Source organism: Sphingomonas sediminicola (assembly GCF_014489515.1).
GTDB classification, from domain to species: Bacteria; Pseudomonadota; Alphaproteobacteria; order Sphingomonadales; family Sphingomonadaceae; genus Sphingomicrobium; species Sphingomicrobium sediminicola.
In genome coordinates this window covers 466,911-488,914 of the sequence record NZ_CP060782.1, presented here as the reverse complement: position 1 = coordinate 488,914, position 22,004 = coordinate 466,911, and the positions used below count along the sequence as shown (strand labels likewise).

Annotated in this window: 17 protein-coding genes, 1 tRNA gene and 3 pseudogenes; 8 read left to right on the top strand and 13 right to left on the bottom strand. The window is 63.9% G+C overall.

Annotated features, from left to right (window positions below):
• Positions 1 to 72 precede the first annotated feature (72 nt).
• Positions 73 to 4,347: a DNA-directed RNA polymerase subunit beta' gene (rpoC, locus tag H9L14_RS02690; protein WP_187709129.1), complete on the top strand. Its 4,275-nt coding sequence runs from the start codon at positions 73 to 75 to the stop codon at positions 4,345 to 4,347.
• A gap of 77 nt (positions 4,348 to 4,424) precedes the next feature.
• Here rpoC and H9L14_RS02685 read toward each other — a convergent pair whose 3' ends face one another.
• From H9L14_RS02685 to H9L14_RS02675, 3 genes and pseudogenes are all read right to left on the bottom strand, one after another.
• Positions 4,425 to 4,565, bottom strand: a complete 141-nt coding sequence (locus H9L14_RS02685; protein ID WP_187709128.1) for an entericidin EcnA/B family protein — start codon at positions 4,563 to 4,565, stop codon at positions 4,425 to 4,427.
• Positions 4,566 to 4,723: 158 nt separating this feature from the next.
• Entirely contained in the window at positions 4,724 to 4,864 is a 141-nt protein-coding gene (locus H9L14_RS02680) for an entericidin EcnA/B family protein (protein WP_187709127.1), read from the bottom strand.
• Positions 4,865 to 4,962: 98 nt separating this feature from the next.
• Positions 4,963 to 5,756 (bottom strand): annotated as a pseudogene (locus H9L14_RS02675) (thymidylate synthase).
• Between the two features lie 322 nt (positions 5,757 to 6,078).
• On the opposite strand from H9L14_RS02675, the gene H9L14_RS02670 reads away from it, so the two are divergent.
• Complete coding sequence (locus H9L14_RS02670) at positions 6,079 to 6,285, top strand: JAB domain-containing protein (RefSeq protein ID WP_281389477.1); 207 nt, start codon at positions 6,079 to 6,081, stop codon at positions 6,283 to 6,285.
• Here the strand turns inward: H9L14_RS02670 and H9L14_RS02665 are convergent.
• The 5 genes and pseudogenes from H9L14_RS02665 to H9L14_RS02650 all read right to left on the bottom strand — a co-directional run bounded on the left by H9L14_RS02665 (position 6,277) and on the right by H9L14_RS02650 (position 11,639).
• Positions 6,277 to 6,977, bottom strand: a pseudogene (locus H9L14_RS02665) (methyltransferase domain-containing protein). The gene H9L14_RS02670 and the pseudogene H9L14_RS02665 overlap by 9 nt on opposite strands.
• Positions 6,967 to 8,093, bottom strand: a protein-coding gene (gene prfB, locus H9L14_RS02660; RefSeq protein WP_187709125.1) for a peptide chain release factor 2 whose coding sequence is annotated in 2 segments (ribosomal slippage) — positions 6,967 to 7,955 and positions 7,955 to 8,093 — 1,128 coding nt in all. Because the reading frame shifts where the segments join, the coding sequence is not laid out codon by codon here. Before prfB ends, H9L14_RS02665 begins: the two are co-directional and overlap by 11 nt.
• 42 nt (positions 8,094 to 8,135) lie before the next feature.
• Positions 8,136 to 9,269 carry a penicillin-binding transpeptidase domain-containing protein gene (locus H9L14_RS15480; RefSeq protein ID WP_246444363.1) on the bottom strand — a complete coding sequence of 378 codons (1,134 nt, stop codon included), beginning with the start codon at positions 9,267 to 9,269 and terminating at the stop codon, positions 8,136 to 8,138.
• Between the two features lie 160 nt (positions 9,270 to 9,429).
• Positions 9,430 to 10,734: a transglycosylase domain-containing protein gene (locus H9L14_RS15475; protein ID WP_246444362.1), complete on the bottom strand. Its 1,305-nt coding sequence runs from the start codon at positions 10,732 to 10,734 to the stop codon at positions 9,430 to 9,432.
• A gap of 47 nt (positions 10,735 to 10,781) precedes the next feature.
• Positions 10,782 to 11,639 carry an N-acetylmuramoyl-L-alanine amidase family protein gene (locus H9L14_RS02650; RefSeq protein ID WP_187709124.1) on the bottom strand — a complete coding sequence of 286 codons (858 nt, stop codon included), beginning with the start codon at positions 11,637 to 11,639 and terminating at the stop codon, positions 10,782 to 10,784.
• 448 nt (positions 11,640 to 12,087) lie between these two features.
• Here H9L14_RS02650 and H9L14_RS17270 point away from each other — a divergent pair.
• The 5 genes and pseudogenes from H9L14_RS17270 to H9L14_RS02635 all read left to right on the top strand — a co-directional run.
• A pseudogene (locus tag H9L14_RS17270) lies at positions 12,088 to 13,448 on the top strand (Rne/Rng family ribonuclease); the annotation flags it as partial.
• Positions 13,422 to 14,180, top strand: a complete 759-nt coding sequence (locus tag H9L14_RS17265; protein WP_425506919.1) for a ribonuclease E/G — start codon at positions 13,422 to 13,424, stop codon at positions 14,178 to 14,180. The pseudogene H9L14_RS17270 and the gene H9L14_RS17265, both read left to right, overlap by 27 nt.
• Positions 14,177 to 14,536, top strand: coding sequence for a hypothetical protein (locus H9L14_RS17260; protein ID WP_425506893.1), 360 nt, complete (start codon positions 14,177 to 14,179; stop codon positions 14,534 to 14,536). The genes H9L14_RS17265 and H9L14_RS17260 overlap by 4 nt, the downstream gene beginning before the upstream one ends.
• Before the next feature lie 57 nt (positions 14,537 to 14,593).
• Complete coding sequence (locus tag H9L14_RS02640) at positions 14,594 to 15,976, top strand: M48 family metalloprotease (RefSeq protein ID WP_187709123.1); 1,383 nt, start codon at positions 14,594 to 14,596, stop codon at positions 15,974 to 15,976.
• 45 nt (positions 15,977 to 16,021) lie between these two features.
• A complete protein-coding gene (locus H9L14_RS02635) occupies positions 16,022 to 16,672 on the top strand; it encodes a DsbA family protein (protein ID WP_187709122.1) in 651 nt (216 codons plus the stop codon).
• 4 nt (positions 16,673 to 16,676) lie between these two features.
• On the opposite strand, the gene H9L14_RS02630 is transcribed toward H9L14_RS02635, so the two are convergent.
• The 3 genes from H9L14_RS02630 to H9L14_RS02620 are packed head-to-tail and all read right to left on the bottom strand — an operon-like array spanning position 16,677 to position 19,670.
• Complete coding sequence (locus H9L14_RS02630) at positions 16,677 to 17,954, bottom strand: NRAMP family divalent metal transporter (protein WP_246444361.1); 1,278 nt, start codon at positions 17,952 to 17,954, stop codon at positions 16,677 to 16,679.
• A 7-nt stretch (positions 17,955 to 17,961) separates the two neighbouring features.
• A complete protein-coding gene (locus H9L14_RS02625; protein WP_187709120.1) occupies positions 17,962 to 18,609 on the bottom strand; it encodes an RlmE family RNA methyltransferase in 648 nt (215 codons plus the stop codon).
• Entirely contained in the window at positions 18,606 to 19,670 is a 1,065-nt protein-coding gene (locus H9L14_RS02620; RefSeq protein ID WP_187709119.1) for a Ppx/GppA phosphatase family protein, read from the bottom strand. The genes H9L14_RS02625 and H9L14_RS02620 overlap by 4 nt, the downstream gene beginning before the upstream one ends.
• 159 nt (positions 19,671 to 19,829) lie before the next feature.
• On the opposite strand from H9L14_RS02620, the gene H9L14_RS02615 reads away from it, so the two are divergent.
• Positions 19,830 to 19,903, top strand: a tRNA-Gln gene (locus H9L14_RS02615).
• Positions 19,904 to 19,913: 10 nt separating this feature from the next.
• On the opposite strand, the gene virB11 is transcribed toward H9L14_RS02615, so the two are convergent.
• Both virB11 and H9L14_RS02605 read right to left on the bottom strand, forming a co-directional pair.
• Positions 19,914 to 20,924 (bottom strand): P-type DNA transfer ATPase VirB11, encoded by a 1,011-nt coding sequence (gene virB11 / locus H9L14_RS02610; protein ID WP_187709118.1) that lies wholly within the window; start codon positions 20,922 to 20,924, stop codon positions 19,914 to 19,916.
• On the bottom strand, positions 20,921 to 22,003 hold the full coding sequence (locus H9L14_RS02605; protein ID WP_187709117.1) for a TrbI/VirB10 family protein: 1,083 nt from the start codon (positions 22,001 to 22,003) through the stop codon (positions 20,921 to 20,923). The genes virB11 and H9L14_RS02605 overlap by 4 nt, the downstream gene beginning before the upstream one ends.
• Between the last annotated feature and the right edge of the window lies 1 nt (position 22,004).

Sequence of the window (22,004 nt, the reverse complement as noted above, 5' to 3'; positions counted from 1 at the left end):
CGGCGGGGCCTAGCGTCCCGCCACCCCATCCCTGCCCTCCGGGAACCGAGGGATTAGAGGAAGAGAAACGAGATGAACGAACTGACGCCTTTCGCAAATCCGATCGCCAAGCCGGAGACGTTCGACGAGATCAAGATCGGCATTGCGAGCCCGGACAAGATTCGCAGCTGGTCTTTCGGCGAAATCAAGAAGCCGGAGACCATCAACTACCGCACGTTCAAGCCGGAGCGTGACGGCCTGTTCTGCGCGCGCATCTTCGGTCCGATCAAGGACTACGAGTGCCTGTGCGGCAAGTACAAGCGCATGAAGTACAAGGGAATCGTCTGCGAGAAGTGCGGCGTGGAAGTGACCGTTTCGAAGGTCCGCCGCGAGCGCATGGGTCATATCGAGCTCGCCGCTCCGGTCGCCCACATCTGGTTCCTGAAGTCGCTTCCGAGCCGCATCGGCCTGCTGCTCGACATGCAGCTGAAGCAGCTCGAGCGCATCCTCTACTTCGAGAGCTATGTCGTTCTTGAGCCGGGCCTGACCCCGCTCGAGAAGAACCAGCTCCTCACCGAGGACGAGCTTCTCAACGCGCAGGACGAATATGGCGAAGACGCCTTCTCCGCCGGCATCGGCGCCGAAGCCGTCAAGATCATGCTCATGGATCTCGACCTCGAAGGCGAGCGCAAGGAACTGCTCGATGAACTCGCGGTCACCAAGTCGGAGCTGAAGCCGAAGAAGATCATCAAGCGCCTGAAGGTCGTCGAGAGCTTCATCGATTCCGGCAACCGTCCGGAATGGATGATCCTCGAGGTCATTCCGGTCATCCCGCCGGAGCTTCGCCCCCTGGTTCCACTGGACGGCGGCCGCTTCGCGACTTCGGACCTCAACGACCTGTATCGCCGCGTCATCAACCGTAACAACCGTCTGAAGCGGCTCATCGAGCTGCGCGCTCCGGACATCATCGTCCGTAACGAGAAGCGCATGCTTCAGGAAGCGGTCGACGCTCTGTTCGACAACGGCCGCCGCGGCCGGACGATCACGGGCGCCAACAAGCGTCCGCTGAAGTCGCTGTCCGACATGCTGAAGGGCAAGCAGGGCCGCTTCCGGCAGAACCTGCTCGGCAAGCGCGTCGACTATTCGGGCCGCTCCGTCATCGTGACCGGTCCGGAGCTCAAGCTGCACCAGTGCGGCCTGCCGAAGAAGATGGCGCTCGAGCTGTTCAAGCCGTTCATCTACTCGCGCCTCGACGCCAAGGGTCTTTCCATGACCCTCAAGCAGGCGAAGAAGTGGGTCGAGAAAGAGCGCAAGGAAGTCTGGGACATCCTGGACGAGGTAATCCGCGAGCACCCGGTTCTCCTGAACCGCGCTCCGACGCTTCACCGTCTCGGTATCCAGGCGTTCGAGCCCGTACTGATCGAAGGCAAGGCGATCCAGCTTCACCCGCTGGTTTGCGCCGCGTTCAACGCCGACTTCGACGGCGACCAGATGGCAGTGCACGTCCCGCTGAGCCTCGAGGCCCAGCTGGAAGCGCGCGTCCTGATGATGTCGACCAACAACATCCTGTCGCCCGCGAACGGCAAGCCGATCATCGTGCCGTCGCAGGACATGGTTCTGGGCCTCTACTACCTCAGCCTTGAGAAAGAGGATGAGCCGGGCCAGGGCATGCTTCTGTCCGACATGACCGAGGTCCACCAGGCTCTCGCAGCCGGTGCCGTGACGCTTCATACGAAGATCGTCAGCCGCGTCCCGCAGACGGACGAGGAGGGCAACACCTACATGAAGCGGTTCGAGACGACCGCGGGACGCATGCTCCTGGGCGAGACCCTTCCGAAGAGCCACAAGGTGCCCTTCGAGACGGTCAACCGCGTCCTGACCAAGAAGGAGATCGGCGACGTCATCGACATCGTCTATCGTCACACCGGTCAGAAGGAGACGGTCCTGTTCGCCGACGCCATCATGGCGCTCGGTTTCCGTCACGCTTTCAAGGCGGGCATTTCCTTCGGCAAGGACGACATGGTCATCCCCGCCGATAAGGTGAAGCTGGTCGAGGAGACGCGTGCACTCGTGAAGGATTACGAGCAGCAGTACCAGGACGGTCTGATCACCCAGCAGGAAAAGTACAACAAGGTGATCGACGCCTGGTCGCGTTGCGGTGACCAGGTCGCATCCGCGATGATGAAAGAGATTTCAGCGACGCCGAAGCGCCCTGACGGTCGCCAGGCGGACCTGAACTCCATCTACATGATGGCCCACTCGGGCGCTCGTGGTTCGCAGGCTCAGATCAAGCAGCTTGCCGGCATGCGCGGCCTGATGGCCAAGCCGTCGGGCGAGATCATCGAAACTCCGATCATCTCGAACTTCAAGGAAGGCCTGACCGTCCTTGAGTACTTCAACTCGACCCACGGCGCCCGCAAGGGCCTGGCCGACACGGCGCTCAAGACTGCGAACTCAGGTTACCTGACCCGCCGTCTGGTCGACGTTTCGCAGGACGCCGTGATTATCGAGGACGACTGCGGCACCGACCGTGCGCTTGAAATGCGCGCGATCGTGCAGGGCGGCGCCACCATCGCTTCGCTCGGCGAGCGCGTCTTGGGCCGTACGACGGCCGAGGACGTCGTCGACTCGAAGACCGGCGATGTGGTCATCCCCGAGGGTACCCTTCTCGACGAGGCGATGGTCGCCCAGATCGAGGCGATCGGCCTGCAGGGCGTGAAGATCCGCTCCCCGCTGGTCTGCGCTTCGAAGCAGGGCGTCTGCGCCAAGTGCTACGGCCGCGACCTCGCTCGCGGTACGCCGGTGAACATCGGTGAGGCTGTCGGCGTCATTGCCGCCCAGTCGATCGGTGAGCCGGGCACCCAGCTGACGATGCGGACCTTTCACATCGGCGGCGCGGCGCAGCTCAACGAGCAGTCGAACCTCGAAGCGCCGGTCGACGGCACGATCGAGTTCCGTGACATGCCGACGATCACCGACCCGCGCGGCCGGCACATCTCGCTGTCGCGTTCGGGCGAGATCGCGATCCTCGACATGGATGGCCGCGAGCTGTCGACGCACCGCGTTCCGTACGGCGCTCATCTGCTGTGCGAGACCGGTCACATCGTCACCAAGGGCGATCGGATCGCCGAATGGGATCCGTCGTTCAGCCCGGTCATCACCGAGCGGGCCGGCACGGTTAAGTACCAGGATCTCATCGAGAACCGGACCATGACCGAGCAGGTCGACGAGTCCACGGGTATCGCCCAGCGCGTCGTCACCGACGACATGGCGAAGTCGAAGAAGGATTCGCTGCATCCGCGCCTGACCCTGACCGGCGACAAGGCAGAAGAGGCGGGCGTCTATCGCCTGGCCGCCGGCGCCATCGTCGCGATCGAGGACGGCCAGAAGGTCGAGGCCGGCGAAGTGCTCGCCCGTATGCCGCGCGAAGCTGCAAGGACGCGCGACATCACCGGCGGTCTGCCGCGTGTTGCCGAGCTGTTCGAGGCCCGCACGCCCAAGGACAAGGCAATCATTGCCCGGGTCTCGGGTCGTGTGAACTTCCTCAAGGACTACAAGGCCAAGCGGAAGATCGCGATTGTTCCTGACGATGGCTCGACTCCGCATGAGGAGCTGGTGCCCAAGTCGCGCGTGATCGAGGTGCAGGAAGGCGACTACGTCAAGCGCGGTGACAACCTCGTTGGCGGTTCTCCGGACCCGCACGACATTCTGGAAGCTCTCGGCGTCGAGGCGCTCGCAGAATACCTCGTGAGCGAGATCCAGGAGGTCTATCGACTGCAGGGCGTGAAGATCAACGACAAGCACATCGAGGTGATCGTTCGCCAGATGCTGCAGAAGGTTGAGATCACCGACGACGGCGACACCACGTTCCTGAAGGGCGAGCAGGTCGATCGCGAGGAGATGGACGAGGTCAATTCGCGGCTCGACAAGAAGAAGAAGCCCGCGGAAGGCAAGCCGGTGCTGCTCGGCATCACCAAGGCGAGCCTGCAGACCCGCAGCTTCATCTCGGCGGCATCTTTCCAGGAGACGACGCGAGTGCTCACCGAAGCGGCCGTGCAGGGCAAGGTCGACACGCTCACCGGTCTCAAGGAGAACGTGATCGTCGGACGCCTGATCCCGGCGGGCACCGGCTCCAGCATGAAGGAGCTCCGGGTTGCGGCATCGAGCCGTGACGCGGCTCTCCGTGCGACGCACCGTCGCATGCAGGAGGCGCTGGTCGCTCCGAATTCGGCCGAGGAACTGCGTGCTGCCGAGAAGGCACGCTCTCCGCGTGACGATACGGCCGGAACGGGCGAAGACCCGCTGGCCGAGGTCGTTCCGAGCGGCCACGGCACGGATGCCGATGCCGGCGACTATCTCACCGAGTAGTCGCTAGCCTTTGAGGGCAAAAAGATAGCCCCGCCGGCGCAAACCGGCGGGGCTTTTCTTTTGGTCTCAGCGATGGATCAGCAGCGGCCGGACTTGATCGTATTCTCCGTGCAGTTCGCTGCGGACTCCACGTCCTTCGCGGCACCGCGAACCGTGTTGCATGCGGCGAGCGCCAGGCAGGTCCCGATCAGCGCCGCGGTCACCAGTTTAGATTTCATGTCCACCCTCCATTGCGTTTGCGAAACGACATGACGTCAAGTTGTGCATTTGTCGACTGACTCCCGGATGAATCAGCCGCCCTGGAGGCATGAAAAATGCCTCGCCGGGATTTCCCGACGAGGCACATTCCTTTTGTTCGAAGTGAGCGATTAGTGCCTTAGCACTTGCCACCGTTCATTGTGTTCTCGGTGCAATTCGCGACCGAATTCACGTCGCGGGCAGCACCACGGACCGTGTTGCAGGCCGCGGTCGCCAGCGCGGCAGTGATAAGCGCCGCCGTCAGAATCTTCTGGACCATACGAAACTCCTCGTTTGACGGTCACTAGTAACGCGCCGATTTCGGAAGCGCTCCATTCCGGCACCGGAATTTTCTCGGGTGTTCGCGGCGAACCGTCCTCAGACGGCGACGGGCGCCGAGATATGCGGGTGCGGCTCATAAGCTTCGAACGCAAAGTCCTCGGGCTCATAGTCGAAGATCGACTGTCCCCGATCCTTCAGAATGAGCTGCGGCAGCCGCCGGGGCTCGCGCGTCAGTTGAAGGTGGGCCTGCTCAAGGTGGTTGGAGTAAAGATGCACATCGCCCCGGTCCAGACGAATACGCCGGGTTCGTTGCCCGTCTCACGGGCCAGCATGTGGGTCAGCAGGGCATAGCTTGCGATGTTGAACGGAACTCCGAGGAAGAAATCCGCGCTGCGTTGGTAGAGCTGAAGGTTGAGGCGGCCGCCCGCGACCTGGGTCTGGAACAGGCAGTGGCACGGCGCGAGTGCCATCCGGTCGATCTCGCCTGGATTCCAGGCGGTGACGATCTGGCGCCGAGACGACGGATCGCGCTTGATGAGCTCGACCAGGTTCTTGATCTGGTCGATTTCGCGGCCGTCGGCCGTCTGCCAATGCCGCCACTGCTTGCCGTAGACGGGGCCGAGATTGCCTTCCTCGTCCGCCCATTCGTTCCAGATGCTGACCTTGCGCTCCTGCAGCCAGCGAATGTTGGTATCGCCGCGCAGGAACCAGAGCAGCTCCACGATGATCGATCGGAGATGGAGTTTCTTGGTAGTCAGCAGCGGGAAGCCGTCGCGAAGATCGAAGCGCATCTGGGCCCCGAAATGGGAAAGCGTTCCGGTTCCGGTGCGGTCCTGCTGCTCGACACCTTCGTCGAGGATCCGCTGCATAAGGTCGAGGTATTGGCGCATGTTGAAAGCCTAGCCTCGGATCTGACCCAGACCAAGCGAGATAGTCCATTTGGACGACCAGAATGGTCGTCCGGAATGAACCTGATTTCCGTCGATATCGCGAGTTGCACCGCATAGCTGGCTTCGATGCGCTATCAGCGTGCCTCACAGCCTCTCAAGCTGGACGGACTTGAAGCGGCCCGCCCGGTCTTCGCCGAGTGCTTCGCAGAGTCCGATCCCGCTCGGGAGTGCCTGCGGTTGCTCACGTCGATGCGGACTGGAATTGCCCTCACCTGTTCCGTCACGAAAGCGATGAGACGGGCGGTACTTCCCGGTCCGTCCAATCATCGCAAACGCGGCATTGCACGCCTCCACGGGTATTCTTCTCGCCCACAACCATCCCAGCGGCGATCCGCGACCCAGCGTTTCCGACTGCCTCGCCACGCGACGCTTGGCATGCGCGGCCCAGGGCATCGGCTGCACACTGCTCGATCATTTCGTGCTTTCCGCCGCGCACTGGAGCAGCTTCCGACGGCTGGCCCTACTTTAGGCCTTCCTTGCATGCTCTGATCTGGCCCGGCTCCGGGCGGGGGCCGGCCATGCGGAAGGAAGCGAAATAATTCTCGCCCTCCGCGATTGGCTCGAGCCTGATCAGCTTCAACCCGACGGCGGCGAACTCGCATCTCAGCAAGTTGGGCGGGATTCCGTGACGTTTGGGCTCCCGGTTGGCATCAACGACGATCACCTCGCCGTCGGGCTTTAGCGCATCGCGCATGTGCCAGAGGAATGCGTAGGGCGATTCTACCTCATGGTACATGTGGACCATGAAGATGCGGTCGAACGAATGCGGCGGCAGTTTCGGATCGTCCGGCTCCCTAATTTGACCGCGACATTGTCGAGACTCTCTCGATGGACGCGCTGGACGAGGCGATCCTCGATTTCCGGTACGATGTCCTCGGCGAGAACACGGCCTCGCCGACCGACGACCGGCGCCAGTCTGACCGTGTAATAGCCTTCGCCGGCGCCGATATCGGCCACCGACATGCCCGGTACGACCCCCGCAAGCTGGATGACCTGTTCGGCTTCGCCCACCCGATCGCGCGCGTCTTCGGTGGAGAAGGAGTCCCCAACGATCGGCGCGACAGGACGGTCGGCTTTCGGGAAACGTGGCTGTTCGGGCGCCTGGCGGCAGGCGCCCATTGCTGAAATCAGAAGCAGGGCGATGAGCGCCCTATTCGACATCCTCGACCTCGACGCGCTCGCCGGTAACGCGCTGGGAAAGAGCCGCGGCCATGAACCGGTCGAGATCGCCGTCGAGCACGTCGCTCGGCGCCGTTGATGTCACACCGGTCCGAAGGTCCTTCACCAGCTGATACGGCTGGAGGACATAGCTGCGTATCTGGTGACCCCAGCCGATGTCGGTCTTGGTCGCGTTCTGCGCGCTCGCCTCGGCCTCGCGCTTCTGAAGCTCGGCTTCGTAGAGGCGAGCCTTGAGCTGCTTCATCGCCGACGCGCGGTTCTTGTGCTGCGAACGCTCGTTCTGGCAGGCGACGACAATTCCCGTCGGGATGTGCGTGATGCGTACGGCGCTATCCGTCGTGTTGACGTGCTGCCCGCCCGCGCCCGACGCGCGATAGGTGTCGATGCGCAGGTCCTTGTCCTCGACCTGGATGTCGATGTCCTCGTCGACTTCGGGATAGACCCACACGCTCGAAAAGCTGGTGTGGCGGCGAGCGTTTGAATCGTACGGACTGATGCGCACCAGCCGGTGCACGCCACTCTCGACCTTGAGGTTGCCGTAGGCGTTCTCGCCCTTGATCAGGATCGTCGCGGACTTGATGCCGGCCTGCTCACCCGAATGGTGGTCGATCATCTCGACCTTGTAGCCGTGGCGCTCGCCCCAGCGCGTGTACATGCGCAGGAGCATTTCAGCCCAATCCTGGCTTTCGGTGCCGCCAGCGCCGGCATTGACCTCGACATAACTGCTGTTGGCATCGGCCTCGCCCGCGAGAAGCGCTGCGACCTTGTCGCGCTCCGCACGGTCGGCGAGCTCACCGAGGCTGCGGACGGCATCGTCGGCGAGCGCCTGGTCGCCTTCCGCCTCGGCAAGTTCCAGGAGTTCGGACGTGTCGGCTAGCTCGCGCTCGATGGAGCGCGTGGCGTTGATCGCCTCTTCCAGCCGCCGCCGCTCGCGCATGACTTCCTGCGCTGCCTTGGGTCATCCCAGAGCGACGATTCCTCGACCTTCGCATTGAGCTCGTCGAGCCTCTTCAGCGCGCGGTCCCAATCGAGGAAGCGACGCAAGAGGTCGAGCGCAGCATTGATCTGGTCGGCGTGAGCCTGCGCTTCGGCGCGCATGGTGAATTGCTTTCGTTGTAAACGCGTGGACTTAGGCGCGAGCTAGTAGATGGCACCCTGATTTTGCAAGGCCGCCTCCGCAGCTTGCGGCTGGGACGTCCGTCGTGACTGGGCCCGAACAACGCGAGGACGGCGCTCCAGTTCGGCGATCTTGTCCGGATTGTTCTCGTCGCCCTCTTCCGGCTGGCCAGCGATGCTGAGCCCATGTGAACGGCGGAATCGTCGCGGCTCGGTCTGTGGCTGGAATGCTTCCCAGATCACCGCCGACTTCGGATCTTCCTGAACTGGGAACGACCCGAACACGCGGCGGCCGGTCGCACGATCGACACGGACCCAGCGTATCCCGCGTGGCGCCACGAACGGAACCTTCGGCATGTCCTTGAAAGCCACTTCCGCGAACTGCTTGAAGATCGGCGCTGCGATGCGACCGCCCTGCGCGCCGTGGCCCATGGGACGCGGGTGGTCGTAACCCAGGTAGACGCCGCCGACGATGTCAGGGGTTCCACCGACGAACCACACGTTGGTCGGGCCGGAGGTCGTGCCGGTCTTGCCGAACATCGGCCGGTTGAGGTCGCGAAGGATCGTTGCCGTCCCGCGCTCGATCACGCCTTCCATGATGTGGACCATCTGGAACGCGGCCATCGGCTCCAGCAGCTGGCGGTCGCGCGACGGCGGCCGCGGCATGGCCTTGCCGTCCCAATCCGCAGAATTGCAATTGCCCATGACCGCGCAGCGATTGTCGGTCCGGTAGATAACCTTGCCGGTCCGATCCTGGACAAAGTCGATCGTGGTCGGCTTCACCGCCCGCCCCTGGTTGGCGAGGATGGCATAAGCATTCACCAGCCGGGCCACGGTGGTCTCACCGGCGCCGAGCGAGATCGACAGGTAATTGGGGAAGTCGCCAACGCCGAGCTTACGGGCATTGGCGGTGATCTTGGGCATTCCGGTCTGCGACGCGGCGCGAACCGTCATCAGGTTGCGCGACTGCTCGACACCCCAGCGCAATGTCTTCGGACCCGCATATTTGCGATCGAAATTGACGAAGCACTTTTGCGGAAGGCCCGGGCCCTGCGACGTACAGAACGGAGCATCGACGATGATCGACGCTGGGCTCAGGCCGTTCTCGAGCGCGGTCTCATAAACGATCGGCTTGAACGCAGACCCCGGCTGCCGCATCGCCTGCGTCGCCCGGTTGTAACTGGAACCGACGACATCGAAGCCCCCTGCATGGCGAGGACGCGCCCGGTGCGGACTTCCTCGACAAGGAAGCCGCCGCCAACTTCAGGGATCGAGCGGAGCGCGTAGCTGCTGGCGCCAAGCTGCTTGACGATGATGATCATGCCGGCCGGAGATTGTCGAACGCCGTTCCGCCGCCGCCTCGCTTGGGCAAGTCGGCGACCGACCGTGGAAGGGATCCGGTCGAGCCGTTGGTGAAACCGATCCTCGCTTCGGCCGAATCCTTCGAGAGCACCACGGCTTTCTTCCAGTCCGCAAAGCCGGTGCCGACCGCTGCGCGATCGAGTTGCGCGGCCCAGTCGCCATTCAGGTCCACGCTGAGTTCGAGGTCGCGCCAGCCGCGGCCGCCGTCGAACCGCGCGAGACCCTCGCGCAGGGCATTCGCCGCTGCGTCCTGCATGACCGGGTTCATCGAAGTTCGGACCCAGAGGCCGCCCGCGTAGACGCTGTTGGGGCCATCGTTTGCGTTGTCGCCGTAACTCTTGAGCAAAGTCCGCCGCACTTCTTCCATGAAGTAGCCGCCCTGCTGACGGAACTTCTCGTTGCTTCCGTAGCGAATGGTGCCGAGCGGGGTCGCGGAAGCCGCGGCACGCTGATCGGCCGTAATGTAGCCGTTGTTCTCCATCTCGCGCAGAACATAGTTGCGGCGAGTGAGCGCCTTCTGCGTCGCGCGGACCGGATCGTAGTTGGACGGAGCCTTCGGAAGGACCGCCAGATAGGCCGCTTCAGGCAGCGTCAGGTCTTTGACGTCCTTGTCGAAATAGGCGCGGCTCGCAGCCTGCACGCCATAGGCATTGCGGCCGAGAAATATGGAGTTGAGGTAGAGCTCGAGGATCTGTTCCTTGCTGAGCGTCGATTCCAGCCGGAACGCGAGAATGGCTTCGCGCGCCTTGCGGCCGATCGAGTAGCTGCTGTCCTGGAGCAGATATTTCGCGACCTGCTGCGTGATGGTCGAGCCGCCACGTGCACGCCCGCCGCCGGTCGCGGTCTTTGTCGTGAAATCGAAGACCGCGCCGATCAGGCCGGGATAGTCGATGCCGCCGTGACGAAAGAAGGTCTTGTCCTCGGCGGAAATGAACGCCTGAACCACCATCGGCGGGAATTCTTCGTAGGAAAGTTCCACGCGCCGTTCGCGGGCGAAGGTCTGGACCGGCGTCCCGTCATAACCCCGGACGTTCGTGGGAAGCGAAGGCTGGTAGGCGAGCAGCTTTTCAGACGACGGAAGCCCGCTCGCAAAATAGAGCCATATCCCGGAAAAAAGAACGAATCCGGCAAGCAGCAAGATGCCACCCCTTCGGACCCACTTCTTCTCCAACCAAGGGTCGATGCGCTCACGAACGCGCTGGTTAAAAGCGACGAGGTCCGGAAGCTGGAACTGGGAAGCACTGAGACGGTCGGCACGCATGCGTAATCGCCTCTAGCGCCTCTGGGGCGAGGCCGAAAGGGAAAGGATCACCGAACGATGCGTGATGCGACGTCGGCTTCGATCGCCTGCGCCAAAGCTGCGACGATCTGCGCCCGCTTTTCCGGCTGGGCCAAGAGGGCCTCGTCATCGGTATTGCTGATATAGCCGGCTTCAAAGAGCACTGCGGGCACCTGTGCGTGACGAAGCACGCGGAAATCCGCGAAACGATGAGGATTCGGGCGAAGCATATATCGGCCCGCAGACTTCCGGACGAGCCGCTCGGCGAGCGTCGCTGACGAATTCATCTGTTCGCGCAATGCTAGGTCTGAGAGCATTCCACGGACCGAACCGTCCTGCTCGCTCGACAGGCCCTCGCCTGCCTTGTTTTCCCGCTCGGCGAACCGCGCGGTCTCTGCGTCCGACGCGACATCCGAAAGCGAATAGACGGTCGCACCTCGGGCGTCCGGATTGGGCGCGCTGTCGATATGGAGGGAGAGATAGGCACTCGCTCCGAGCCGCCGCGCGATTTCCGCACGCTGATCCAGGGTTAGATAACGATCATCGTCGCGCGTCATAGCGACGCGAACGCGGCCCCGCTCCGCAAGCTTGTCGCGAAGCTCGCGCGCCAGGGCCAGGGTCAAACTCTTTTCGCTGATGGAGCCGGATACGCCGGACGCCCCCGGGTCGCGGCCTCCGTGCCCCGGATCGAGGACGACGATCGGCCGGCCGGGTGCGCTCGCCTTCGTCAGCTTCACTTCGCCGACTGCGGATCCCAGCTCGACCGTAAGGCTGTTCGAGCGTGCCTCGCCGACGAGGGCCTTCTCGTCATCGGGGACAGGCGCGGAGCGCTGGCTTGCGCCGAACGCCGCAGCCGCAAGCGCGACGCCAGCGATGCTGATCGCCACGCCCACTGCCGCTCTCGCCCGTTTCGACCTTGGCGCCATTATTCCCTTACCCGGCATTTGCCGCAGTCATCCTATCACGCGAACATGGTTAACGCGCAATTATTGCTGGATTCCAGCGGTTCCGACCTCTCCCAGCCAGTTGCGGCACCCGTCGGGGATGCTAACCGGCATTAATCCTAAGCCCCGAAACGGCGGCAAAGGATCAAGCGCCGCTCCCGCAGGGGATGCGGCTTCACAGGTTGACGCTGCATGATGCCAAGAAACGCCTCTCGCCCGCTCCCTGAAGAGCGGCGGGTCGCGTCTCCCGCAAAATCCGGGATGGTTCACGCAGCAGAGGCAACAATTCAACAGGATACCATGACCGTCGGCCGACACCCGACTGGAATGGCCATTTCAATTGCGCGCGCCCGCCCGGAACGGAGCGGCTCGCGCGCCCGGAGAATTTTCAATGTCAACGCGCATGCTAATCGACGCGCGCCACCCGGAGGAGACCCGGGTTGCAGTCGCGACCGGAAATCGCATCGAGGAATTTGATTTCGAATCCGCTGAGCACAAGCAGCTCAAAGGAAACATCTACCTAGCCAAGGTCACGAGAGTCGAACCGTCGCTCCAGGCGGCTTTCATCGATTACGGCGGAAACCGTCACGGTTTCCTGGCCTTCAGCGAAATCCACCCAGACTATTACCAGATCCCGAAGGCCGATCGCGAAGCCCTGCTCCGCGAGGAGGCCGAGCACGCTGCCGAGGAAGAGCGCCTGCGCGCCGCCGAGGACGACGATGAGGGCGATGTCGAGGAGACAGAGGCTGAGGCCATTGAGGCCGAAGCCGACGAGAACGGCACCGGCGAAGGCAATGGCGAAAACGGCGCCGAGGAAGCCGGCACCGGCTCGAACCGCTCGCCGGTCGACGAGTCCGCCGCCGACGAGCTTCGCAAGAAGCGCCAGAACCTCCGTCGTCGCTACAAGATCCAGGACGTTATCCAGCGCCGCCAGGTCCTGCTCGTTCAGGTCGTCAAGGAAGAGCGCGGCAACAAGGGCGCGGCGCTGACGACCTATCTCAGCCTCGCCGGCCGTTACTGCGTTCTGATGCCGAACACGTCGCACGGCGGCGGCATTAGCCGGAAGATCTCGAACGGTGCCGACCGCAAGCGTCTGAAGTCGATCATGTCGGACCTCAACCTGCCCAAGACCATGGGCCTGATTGTCCGTACGGCCGGCCTGTCGCGCACCAAGACCGAGATTAAGCGCGATTTCGACTATCTCGCCCGCCTCTGGGACGAGATCCGCGAGCGCACTCTGAAGAGCAGCGCACCGGCGCTCATCTATCGCGACAGCGATCTCATCAAACGCGCCATCCGCGATCTCTATCACCGCGATATCAGCGACGTGATCGTGGAGGGCGAGGATGGCTACAAGGCGGCCCGGGGCTTCATGAAGCTGCTGATGCCGAGCCATGTGCGGCGCGTTGCGCTTCATTCCGAAGCGACGCCGCTCTTCCAGCGCTACGGGTCGAGGACCAGCTTTCGGCCATGTACCAGCCGGTCGTCCAGCTGAAGTCGGGCGGTTATCTGGTGATCAACCCGACCGAGGCCCTGGTGTCGATCGACATCAACTCCGGCCGGTCCACGCGCGAGCACAATATCGAGCAGACCGCCTTCGCCACGAACCTCGAGGCAGCGAACGAGATCGCCCGCCAGCTCCGGCTTCGCGACATGGCGGGCCTCATCGTCATCGACTTCATCGACATGGAGCAGAACAGCCATGTCCGTAAGGTCGAGAAGGCGATGAAGGAGGCGCTGAAGAACGACCGCGCCCGCATCCAGGTCGGTCGAATCTCCAGCTTCGGCCTCATGGAAATGAGCCGCCAGCGCCTGCGCACCGGCGTGCTCGAAGCTTCGACCAAGCCCTGCGCGCACTGCGAAGGCACTGGCCTGATGCGCACCGCATCCTCGGCCGGCCTTTCGGCGCTCCGCATGATCGAGGACGAGGCCGCGCGCGGCCGGGGTGAGAAGATCCTGCTCCGCGCCGGGCGCGAGGCCGCGATCTATCTTCTCAACAAGAAGCGCAGCGAGCTCGCCGAGATCGAGGCGCGTTATGGCGTCTCGATCGAAGTCGCGATTGACGAGGGCCTCGAAGGCGCCCGGATGAGCGTCGAAAGCTCGGGTCCGCGTCCGACCGCTCCGCAGCGTCGCCCCGAGCCGACTCCGATCGAGGAGGACCTCGAAGAAGTCGAAGCCCTGCTCGGAGATGAAGCCGACGAGGACGGGGACGAGGAAGAAGAACAGGAAGAGCGCGAGACCTCTCGCTCGCAAGAGGACCGCCCGGGTCGCCGCCGTCGGCGCAGGCGCCGGGTGGCCGTGGCCGTGGCCGCCGCGAAGGTGGCGAAGGCGCCGAGGGAGCCGACGAAGCCGGTGTCGAACCGGCCGCCGAAGGCGAGGAGCCGCGGGCTCCCGAGCAGGGCGTCGTGGAAGAGGCTGCACCCGCTGGCGACAAGAAGCGGCGTCGCCGTCGTGGCAAGCGCTCCGAGTCCGCGGTCGACGTGAACACCGAGGAAGCCGAGGTGGCTTCGGAGCGCTCGCCGATGGCTGAAACGCCGACGGCGGAGGAGCCGCCGATCGCTGAGGTCGAGGCCCCGGCCGAGCCTCAGCCCAAGGCCCGCAGGAGCCGCGCAAAGAAGGTCGACGCAACCGCTGAGGCGGTCGTCGCTCCTGCTGCCGCCGAAGAAAAGGCGGAAGCCAAACCCGCCAAGCCGGCTCGCAAGTCGCGTGCAAAGAAGGCGACAGCGGAGGCTCCCGCGCCTGCGCCGGAAGCTGCCGCGCCTACCGCCGACAATGACGAAGCGGACGATGACTCGGGTGACGGACCTCGTCGCGGCTGGTGGCAACGCACCTTCGGGTGATCCGCTGAAGGGACTGCTTTCATCCAGCGTTCAGACCGCGAATGGGAAGGCGGCGGCATGAGCTCGCCGCTTTCCCGCTTCGTGCGGATGCTGATGCTGGCGCTGGTGCTTGGCCTTGCCTCGGCGAGGCCCGCAGTCGCGGCCGACGAAGGGCCATCGATTCTCCGTGACACGGAGACCGAAGCTCTTTTCGCCGACATCGCCAAGCCGCTGGTCGAGGCCGCAAACCTCGACAACAAGAGCGTGAAGGTCGTCCTTCTCAACGACGACGAGATCAACGCCTTCGTCGCCGGCAGCCAGAACGTCTACGTAAACTCGGGCCTCCTGACCCGGGCCGACAATGTGAACCAGCTTCAGTTCGTCATCGCCCACGAGCTCGGCCACGTCGCCGGCGGACACGCCATCCGAATGGGCGAAGGGATGAAGGAAGCGACCGGGATCACCCTCGCGACCATGGTGCTCGGCGCAATTGCAATCGCGGCAGGTGCAGGCGACGCCGGTCTTGGCCTGATGATGATGGGCCAGCGCGCGGCAATGGGTCAGTTCCTGGCCTTCACCCGGGCGCAGGAGACCAGCGCCGATCTCGCTGGCGCGAGCTACCTGCACAAGGCCGGGATCAGCGGCAAAGGCGGCCTCGACTTCTTCAAGAAGCTCCAGAACCAGGAGTATCGCCTCGCGATCTACGCGACCGACAGCTACGACCGGACCCACCCGCTATCGAGCGAACGAATCTCGATCCTGACCAACCTGTTCGAGAAGGACCCGGCGTGGAACAAGCCGACTGACCCCGCGCTCGAGGCGCGGTTCCAGCGGGTCAAGGCGAAGCTCGTCGGGTTCATCAATCCGAAGCAGGCGATCAGCAAGTATCCGGAAACCGACCAGACGGTGCCGGCGCACTACGCCCGCGCTTACGCCTACCATCTCGGCGCCTATCCGGACAAAGCTCTGGCAGAAGCGGACTCCCTGCTGAAGACGAACCCGCACGACCCTTATTTCCTTGAGCTGAAGGGCCAGATCCTGCTCGAGTCCGGGCAGCCGGCGGAAGCCATTGCCCCACTGAGGGAGGCCACGGAAAAGTCCGGGCGAGCGCCCCTGATCGCCTCCATGCTCGGCCACGCGCTGATCTCGACCGAGAACCAGAAGAACATGGAAGAGGCGAAGGGAATCCTGAAGACAGCGGTCGCGGTCGACAACGAGAACCCGTTTGCCTGGTACCAGCTGGGCATCATCTACGACAGCGAAGGCGATACGCCTCGGGCAGCGCTAGCAACGGCGGAGCGCAACAATCTCGAGGGCAATCCGAAGCTCGCGCTGGCGAGTGCCGAAATGGCCATGCGCGGGATTCCCGCCGGAACTCCGGACTATCTTCGTGCCCAGGACATCGCCATGGTGTCGAAGATCGAGCTGAAGAAGGACAAGAAGGGCCGTGACAGAGAGTAAGGGATCGCCGCTGGTCTCGGCGATCGTGGGGGTGTCGTCGGGTCCGTGCTGACAACGGCGGTCCTGCTCGTCGCCGCTCCGCAATTCATGAGCGGTCGCATCGTGCGACAGGGCATGCTTCACGATCCCCAGATCCTGGTCGATGCGGCCGATGCATTGCGCGATCGGCAATATGCGCCGACGCTCGCCAGTTCGCGTGGAATGTTGGAGACGCCGTTCGGATCGTCGTGGAAGGGCGCGGAGAAGCCGGAAGTTATTCTCGTCGAATTCTACGACTACGCCTGCCCCTACTGCAAAGCGAGCAACCCGCACGTCGACCAGCTCCTTCGCGAGAACCCGAAGCTCCGCGTCGTCTATCGTGAGCTTCCGATCCTCGGACCTGACAGCGTCGTGGCCGCACGTCTTTCGCTCGCGGCATCAAAGGCCGGCCGGTTCCAGCAGTTCCACGACGCCCTCTACGCGGCGGGGAGACCCGCGCCGGAAACGAATGCGGCAGCCGCTCGCATCGCGAACATCCCGCCGACGCCGAGCCAGGACGTTGCGATCGAGGCGGAGCTCAAGAAAAACTTCAGCCTCGCGAGCCAGCTCGGCGCGACGGGAACACCCTTGTTCGTGGTCGGGGACCGAGTGCTTAGCGGAGCGGTCGGATACGACGCTCTGAAGAAGGCTGTCGAGGCCGCCCAGAAGAAGGCCTGAATCCTCAAAGCAGCGACGCGAAGAACAGGATCGTCGCAGCAGCCATGACGAGGGTTGCGGCCCAGCCAAAGGCCAGGACCATCGGCTCCGCCACGAAGCGGCCCATGATCTTGCGTCGCCCGACCAGGATCATCATCGCGGCCATCAAGGGCACGGCAACTACGCCGTTCAAGACCGCACTCCAGAACAGGGCGCGGATCGGATTGATGTGGAGGAAGTCGATGGCGACACCGGCCATCGTTGCGGCAACGATGATGGCATAAAAGCGCACGGCCTGCTGTGGCTTGTATTCCAGGCCGTGCTTCCATCCCCGCGCCTCGCTGACCGCAAAGGCCGCCGAGCCCGCCAGGACAGGCACAGCGAGCAGGCCGGTTCCGATGATCCCGAGGGCAAACAGGGCAAACGCGAACTGGCCGGCGATCGGCCTCAATGCCTCAGCCGCTTCCGCCGCAGTGTTGATCTGGGTGATGCCCTGCTGATGAAGTGTCGCCGCGGCGGCCAGGATGATGGCGAGTGCGATCAGGTTGGAGAACGCCATCCCGACGAACGTATCCAGCCGGATTCTTCGAAACTGCGCCGGCGCTTCTCGCGGGACATCCTTGAGAGGTTTGTCTCCCGTGTCGCTGACCTCCTCTGCTTCCTGAGCGCTCTGCCAGAAGAACAGGTAAGGACTGATGGTCGTACCGAAGACGGCGACGATCGTGACGATCGTCGTCCGGTCTATCTCACCCGGCCAGACCATTCCGATCAGCGCGGCTGACCAGTCGATGTGAACCGAAAGGAGCACCCCGACATAGGCGAACAGGCTGAGGGTCAGCCATTTCAGGATGCGCGCATATTGATGGTACGGGACGAACAGCTGGAGCAGCACGGTCGTCAGTGCAAAGAGAACCGCAAAAATGTGCGTGCGCCCGCCGATGACCAGCTCGGTCGCAGCAGCCATCGCCGCGAGATCGGCCCCGATATTGATCGTATTGGCGATCAGCAGGGCCGCGACCAGGAAAGTGACGGCAGCCCTAGGGAAGCTCGCGGACAGGTTTTTCGCCAGCCCGTCTCCGGTCACCCGGCCAATGTGCGCGCTTACCAGCTGCACCGCGCACATCAGCGGGTAGGTGAGGATCATCGTCCACAGGAGGCCGTAGCCGAACTGCGCGCCAGCCTGCGAATAGGCGGCAATGCCGCTGGGATCGTCGTCGGCCGCTCCGGTTACGACGCCCGGCCCAAGCTCGTTCGCGGCTTCGACAAGCGCGTGCCGCAATCCGGAATTCCGGATTCGGTGCACGCGCGCCCTAGTCGCCATCACGCCCCTTGAAACCCTGGGCGATGACGTACCATTCCGACGAATCCTTGCGGCTCGCCGGCGGCTTGGCATGCTTCACGGCCGTGAAATGCCGCTTCATCTCGGCGACGAGCTGATTGTCTGCGCCCCCTGCCAAGACCTTCGCGACATAGGCTCCGCCCGGCCGAAGCACCTCGGTCGCGAACAATAGTCCTGCCTCGACAAGCGCCATGGTCCTCAAATGGTCGGTCTGCTGGTGGCCCACGGTGTTGGCCGCCATGTCGGACAGGACGAGGTCGGCCTCGCCGCCAAGCGCTTCCTTCAACCGGTCCGGTGCCGTTTCGTCCATGAAGTCCATCTGCAGGATGGTGACGCCTTCGATTGGATCGGTCGGGAGCAGGTCGATGCCGACCACCTTGCCCTGCGGCACCTTGCGGCGGACGACCTGGCTCCAGCCTCCGGGAGCGATGCCGAGGTCGACGACCGCCTTCGCGCCCTTCAGCAGGCCGAAACGCTCATCGAGCTCGGTCAGCTTGAACGCGGCGCGGCTCCGGTAATTCTCTGCCTTGGCGCGCCGTACATAGGGATCGTTGAGTTGCCGCTCGAGCCAGCGGGTCGACGACGGTTTCCGCCCCTTGGCGGTGCGGATGCGCTTCACAGAATGTGACCGTCACGCGCCATCAACGACCGAAGGATTCCCTCGCGGATGCCGCGGTCAGCCACGCCGAGCTTCTCCGCCGGCCAGATTTCAACGATCGCTTCCAGGATCGCGCAGCCCGCGACGACTAGGTCGGCACGGTCGCGGCCGATGCACGGCAGCGCAGCGCGCTCGTTGTGATCCATTTCCGCGATCATCGTGCTGATCTTCTGCATCGCATCCACGGGAACGTGCAGGCCGTCGACCGCTCGGCGGTCGTAAGCGGGCAAAGCGAGATAGACGCTGGCGAGAGTGGTCACCGTCCCGCTGGTTCCGAGAAGGCGAATACCCTCCACATCGCTCGGAAGGGCCGAAGCGAAGCCTGCGAAGGCGCGGCGGGCGCGTTCGCGCATGCGGCCATAGGCTTGTACGCGGTCGGGGCCCTCGAGCGCGACCGTTCCCTCGCTCTCGGTCAATGAGACCACGCCCCAAGGCGCGCTCCACCAGCTGCGGATTCGGGGAATGCCTTCTTCCTGGTCGATCAGGACAAGCTCGGTCGATCCGCCGCCAATGTCGAAGATTAGTGCGGGACCGTCACCCGGCTCCAGCAGCTTGTGGCAACCCAGCACCGCAAGGCGCGCTTCTTCCTGCGGCTCGATGATATCGAGGACGATGCCGGTTTCGCGCCGAACGCGGTCGACAAACTCTTCGCCGTTTCCAGCCCGCCGGCAGGCTTCGGTTGCGACCGAGCGCGAGAGGGAGACGTTGCGGCGCCGCAGCTTCTCCCCGCACACCGAAAGGGCTCCAACCGCCCTGTCCATCGCATCCTGAGATAGCTCTCCGGTCCGGGAGAGACCCTCGCCAAGGCGAACGATTCTGGAAAAAGCATCGACGACCGTGAATCCGCCGTCGACAGGCCGGGCAATCAGCAAGCGGCAATTGTTGGTGCCGAGGTCGATCGCTCCGTAAGTATGACGAGAGTGATGGGACCGCCGCTCCGGCAGTTTTCCCGAGGCCGGCGCACCTGGCTGCGAATCCTGCCGCAGCGATGGAGCCGGCGCACTGGCGATACCATTCGCCATGAACAAACGCCCGTTTCTATCCTTCACCACCTGGATCAGGTGGCTGACTTGAGGCGCATTTAACCGGCAAAGGCGATTAAGAGCAAGCGGACGGCTCGGTTCGCCCCAGCGGCGTTGACAGTCGAAGGGGCTCTTTCTATCCCGCCCGCCTGCCGGCATTGCCCCGTCGTCTAATGGTAAGACTACGGACTCTGACTCCGTCAATCGTGGTTCGAATCCACGCGGGGCATCCAGTCGATCGACTTAAGAGCCGAATTCCCTTTTGAAGATGTCCGACGTGCGTTCGATCGAGGCAATCCCGCGCTGGCCGCCTTGCCGGTCGAGCTGGACGATTAGGTCGACGACAGAGCGGACGTAAGCGATTGTATCCAGCCGCGAGAGGCCGAGGCCACTCTGCATCACCATCAGGGCGAGCTGCTCCAACGCGCCCTGCGGCGAGTTGGCGTGGATAGTACTGAACGAGCCCGGGTGACCGGTATTGATCGCGCGGAGGAAGCTGACGGCCTCGCCACCGCGAAGCTCGCCGAGGACGATACGGTCAGGGCGAAGTCGCAGCGCGGCCTGGAGCAGGTCGTCGGTGGTGACCCGCGCTTCTCCCGTCTCGCCCTTCACGGCGATCAGGCCCACGCCGTTGCGATTTCCGAGGCGTATTTCCGGCGTGTCCTCGACTAGGATGACCCGCTCGTGCTCCGGAATTTCACGAAGAAGAGCGTTGAGGAACGTCGTCTTGCCGCTCGAGGTGCCTCCGGAGATCAAGATCGTCGCACCACCGCGCACTGCCTGGCTGAGGAAGTCGACGTCGCTCGTTTCCTCTGCTCGCTCGTGCCAAGGCTTTGCAGAGGCACCCTTCGATTCGCGCTCGTAAGCGGTCAGCGGAACGTCGAGCAGCCGGTGGCGGCGGATCGACAACGCGAAGTGGCGCCGCGTCGCTGGCGGACTGACGATCTGGATTCGTTCGCCGGTCGGAAGCACCGCCGACAGCAAGGGCCGCTCGCGGCTGATGCCCTGGTGGCTGAAACGCGCGACCTGGGCCGCGAGCCGGCTGAGAAGGACATCGTCGATGCCCGGAGCCTCGTGCCGCGCCATGCCGGCCTTCCCGGCGCTCTCGGTCCATACCTCGCCCGGCTGGTTGACGAGGATCTCCGTGACATTCTCGTCGGCCAGCCATTGCTGGAACGGCGCCAGATAGGCGGAAAGATAGACGCCGAGGTGGGCTACGTCCGCCGGCGCGGTCGCAGGCGCTGGTACGGTCATCCAGCCACCGTCGAGAAGTCGAGGTCCTTGGCCGTGAAGACCCGGATCGGCTGACCCTGACGAACCTTGATCGTCGGCGGAATCTGGCCGTTCTGCGAGGCGGCCACCGACGCAGCGCTTTGCCCGCCGGAAAGGATGAGCGCGCTTCCGCCGCTTCCGAGCGTGGAAGCCGTTCCAACGATGGACAGCAGGAGTGCCGAGCCGAACCTCTTCATGAAGTGGCTGTCAACCTTGCCGGTAAGACCGGTCTGGCCGGTTTCGTCCACGGCAGGCGATGCAAGCGCGACCGAGACGCCGTCGGGACGGATCAGGCGCGTCCACATGACATAGGCGCGCGTCTGTCCGTTCGCGACGCCGCTCTTGTACTGGCCGATCAGGCGCGAAGACCTCGGAACGAGAATATTCTTACCGTCGAAGCTGCGGACATCGCTGCTCACGACTGCGCGGACATAGCCTGGAAGGTCGCTGTTGATCGCCGTTTCCAGAACCGCCGGGATCAGAGTGCCCTGCGATACGGTCTGGGCCGGGTTCCTCATCCGCGTGGCCCTGGCGACGTCGGTGCTGGCGATCCCGAATGCGTCGTCACCGCCCGCACCGCCGGGAGCGAGGGCCGCCGGCGTGCCCGCATTCGAGCCACTGTTGTCGACGATTAGCGTCGGGCCGCCATGGGTGTTTAGTGGCTCGCCCGGAACAAGCTGCGGCGGAACCGCCGGCTCGCCGGTCATGACCGGGCCTTGTCCCGGAACGGGAGCGGCAAGCGGTGCTCCGGGCGCAAGCTGGGTTACAGCCTCCGGCGGCAGCGCGACCGCTCCCGGAGTAGTCTGCGGAAGCGTGGCCGCGGCGGGAGCCTTGGGGCTGGGAGCGCTCTCGCGACCGCCGGACAACCCGACGAACGTCACCGCACCGATCATCAGCGCTCCGGCGGCGCCCATCGCGAGGCCCATTCCGTCCTTCTTCGAGGTGCGCTGGGCAACGAGCGGGAATGAATTCCGCTTGGCGAGCGCAAGCGTTTCAGGCTCGAGCTCGATACGTGGATCGGATTGCTCCTGCTTCTCGAGCAGAATGAGAGAATTCTTCATC

Excerpts from the sequence above, each read along its gene's own strand:
- H9L14_RS02620 (WP_187709119.1), bottom strand. The coding sequence starts at position 19,670 with ATGGCGAATGGTATCGCCAGTGCGCCGGCTCCATCGCTGCGGCAGGAT.
- H9L14_RS15475 (WP_246444362.1), bottom strand. The coding sequence starts at position 10,734 with ATGCGTGCCGACCGTCTCAGTGCTTCCCAGTTCCAGCTTCCGGACCTC.
- H9L14_RS02605 (WP_187709117.1), bottom strand. The coding sequence starts at position 22,003 with ATGAAGAATTCTCTCATTCTGCTCGAGAAGCAGGAGCAATCCGATCCA.
- H9L14_RS15480 (WP_246444363.1), bottom strand. The coding sequence starts at position 9,269 with ATGCGGCAGCCGGGGTCTGCGTTCAAGCCGATCGTTTATGAGACCGCG.
- virB11 (WP_187709118.1), bottom strand. The coding sequence starts at position 20,924 with ATGACCGTACCAGCGCCTGCGACCGCGCCGGCGGACGTAGCCCACCTC.
- H9L14_RS02680 (WP_187709127.1), bottom strand. The coding sequence starts at position 4,864 with ATGGTCCAGAAGATTCTGACGGCGGCGCTTATCACTGCCGCGCTGGCG.
- H9L14_RS02640 (WP_187709123.1), top strand. The coding sequence starts at position 14,594 with ATGAGCTCGCCGCTTTCCCGCTTCGTGCGGATGCTGATGCTGGCGCTG.
- H9L14_RS17265 (WP_425506919.1), top strand. The coding sequence starts at position 13,422 with ATGAAGGAGGCGCTGAAGAACGACCGCGCCCGCATCCAGGTCGGTCGA.
- H9L14_RS02685 (WP_187709128.1), bottom strand. The coding sequence starts at position 4,565 with ATGAAATCTAAACTGGTGACCGCGGCGCTGATCGGGACCTGCCTGGCG.
- rpoC (WP_187709129.1), top strand. The coding sequence starts at position 73 with ATGAACGAACTGACGCCTTTCGCAAATCCGATCGCCAAGCCGGAGACG.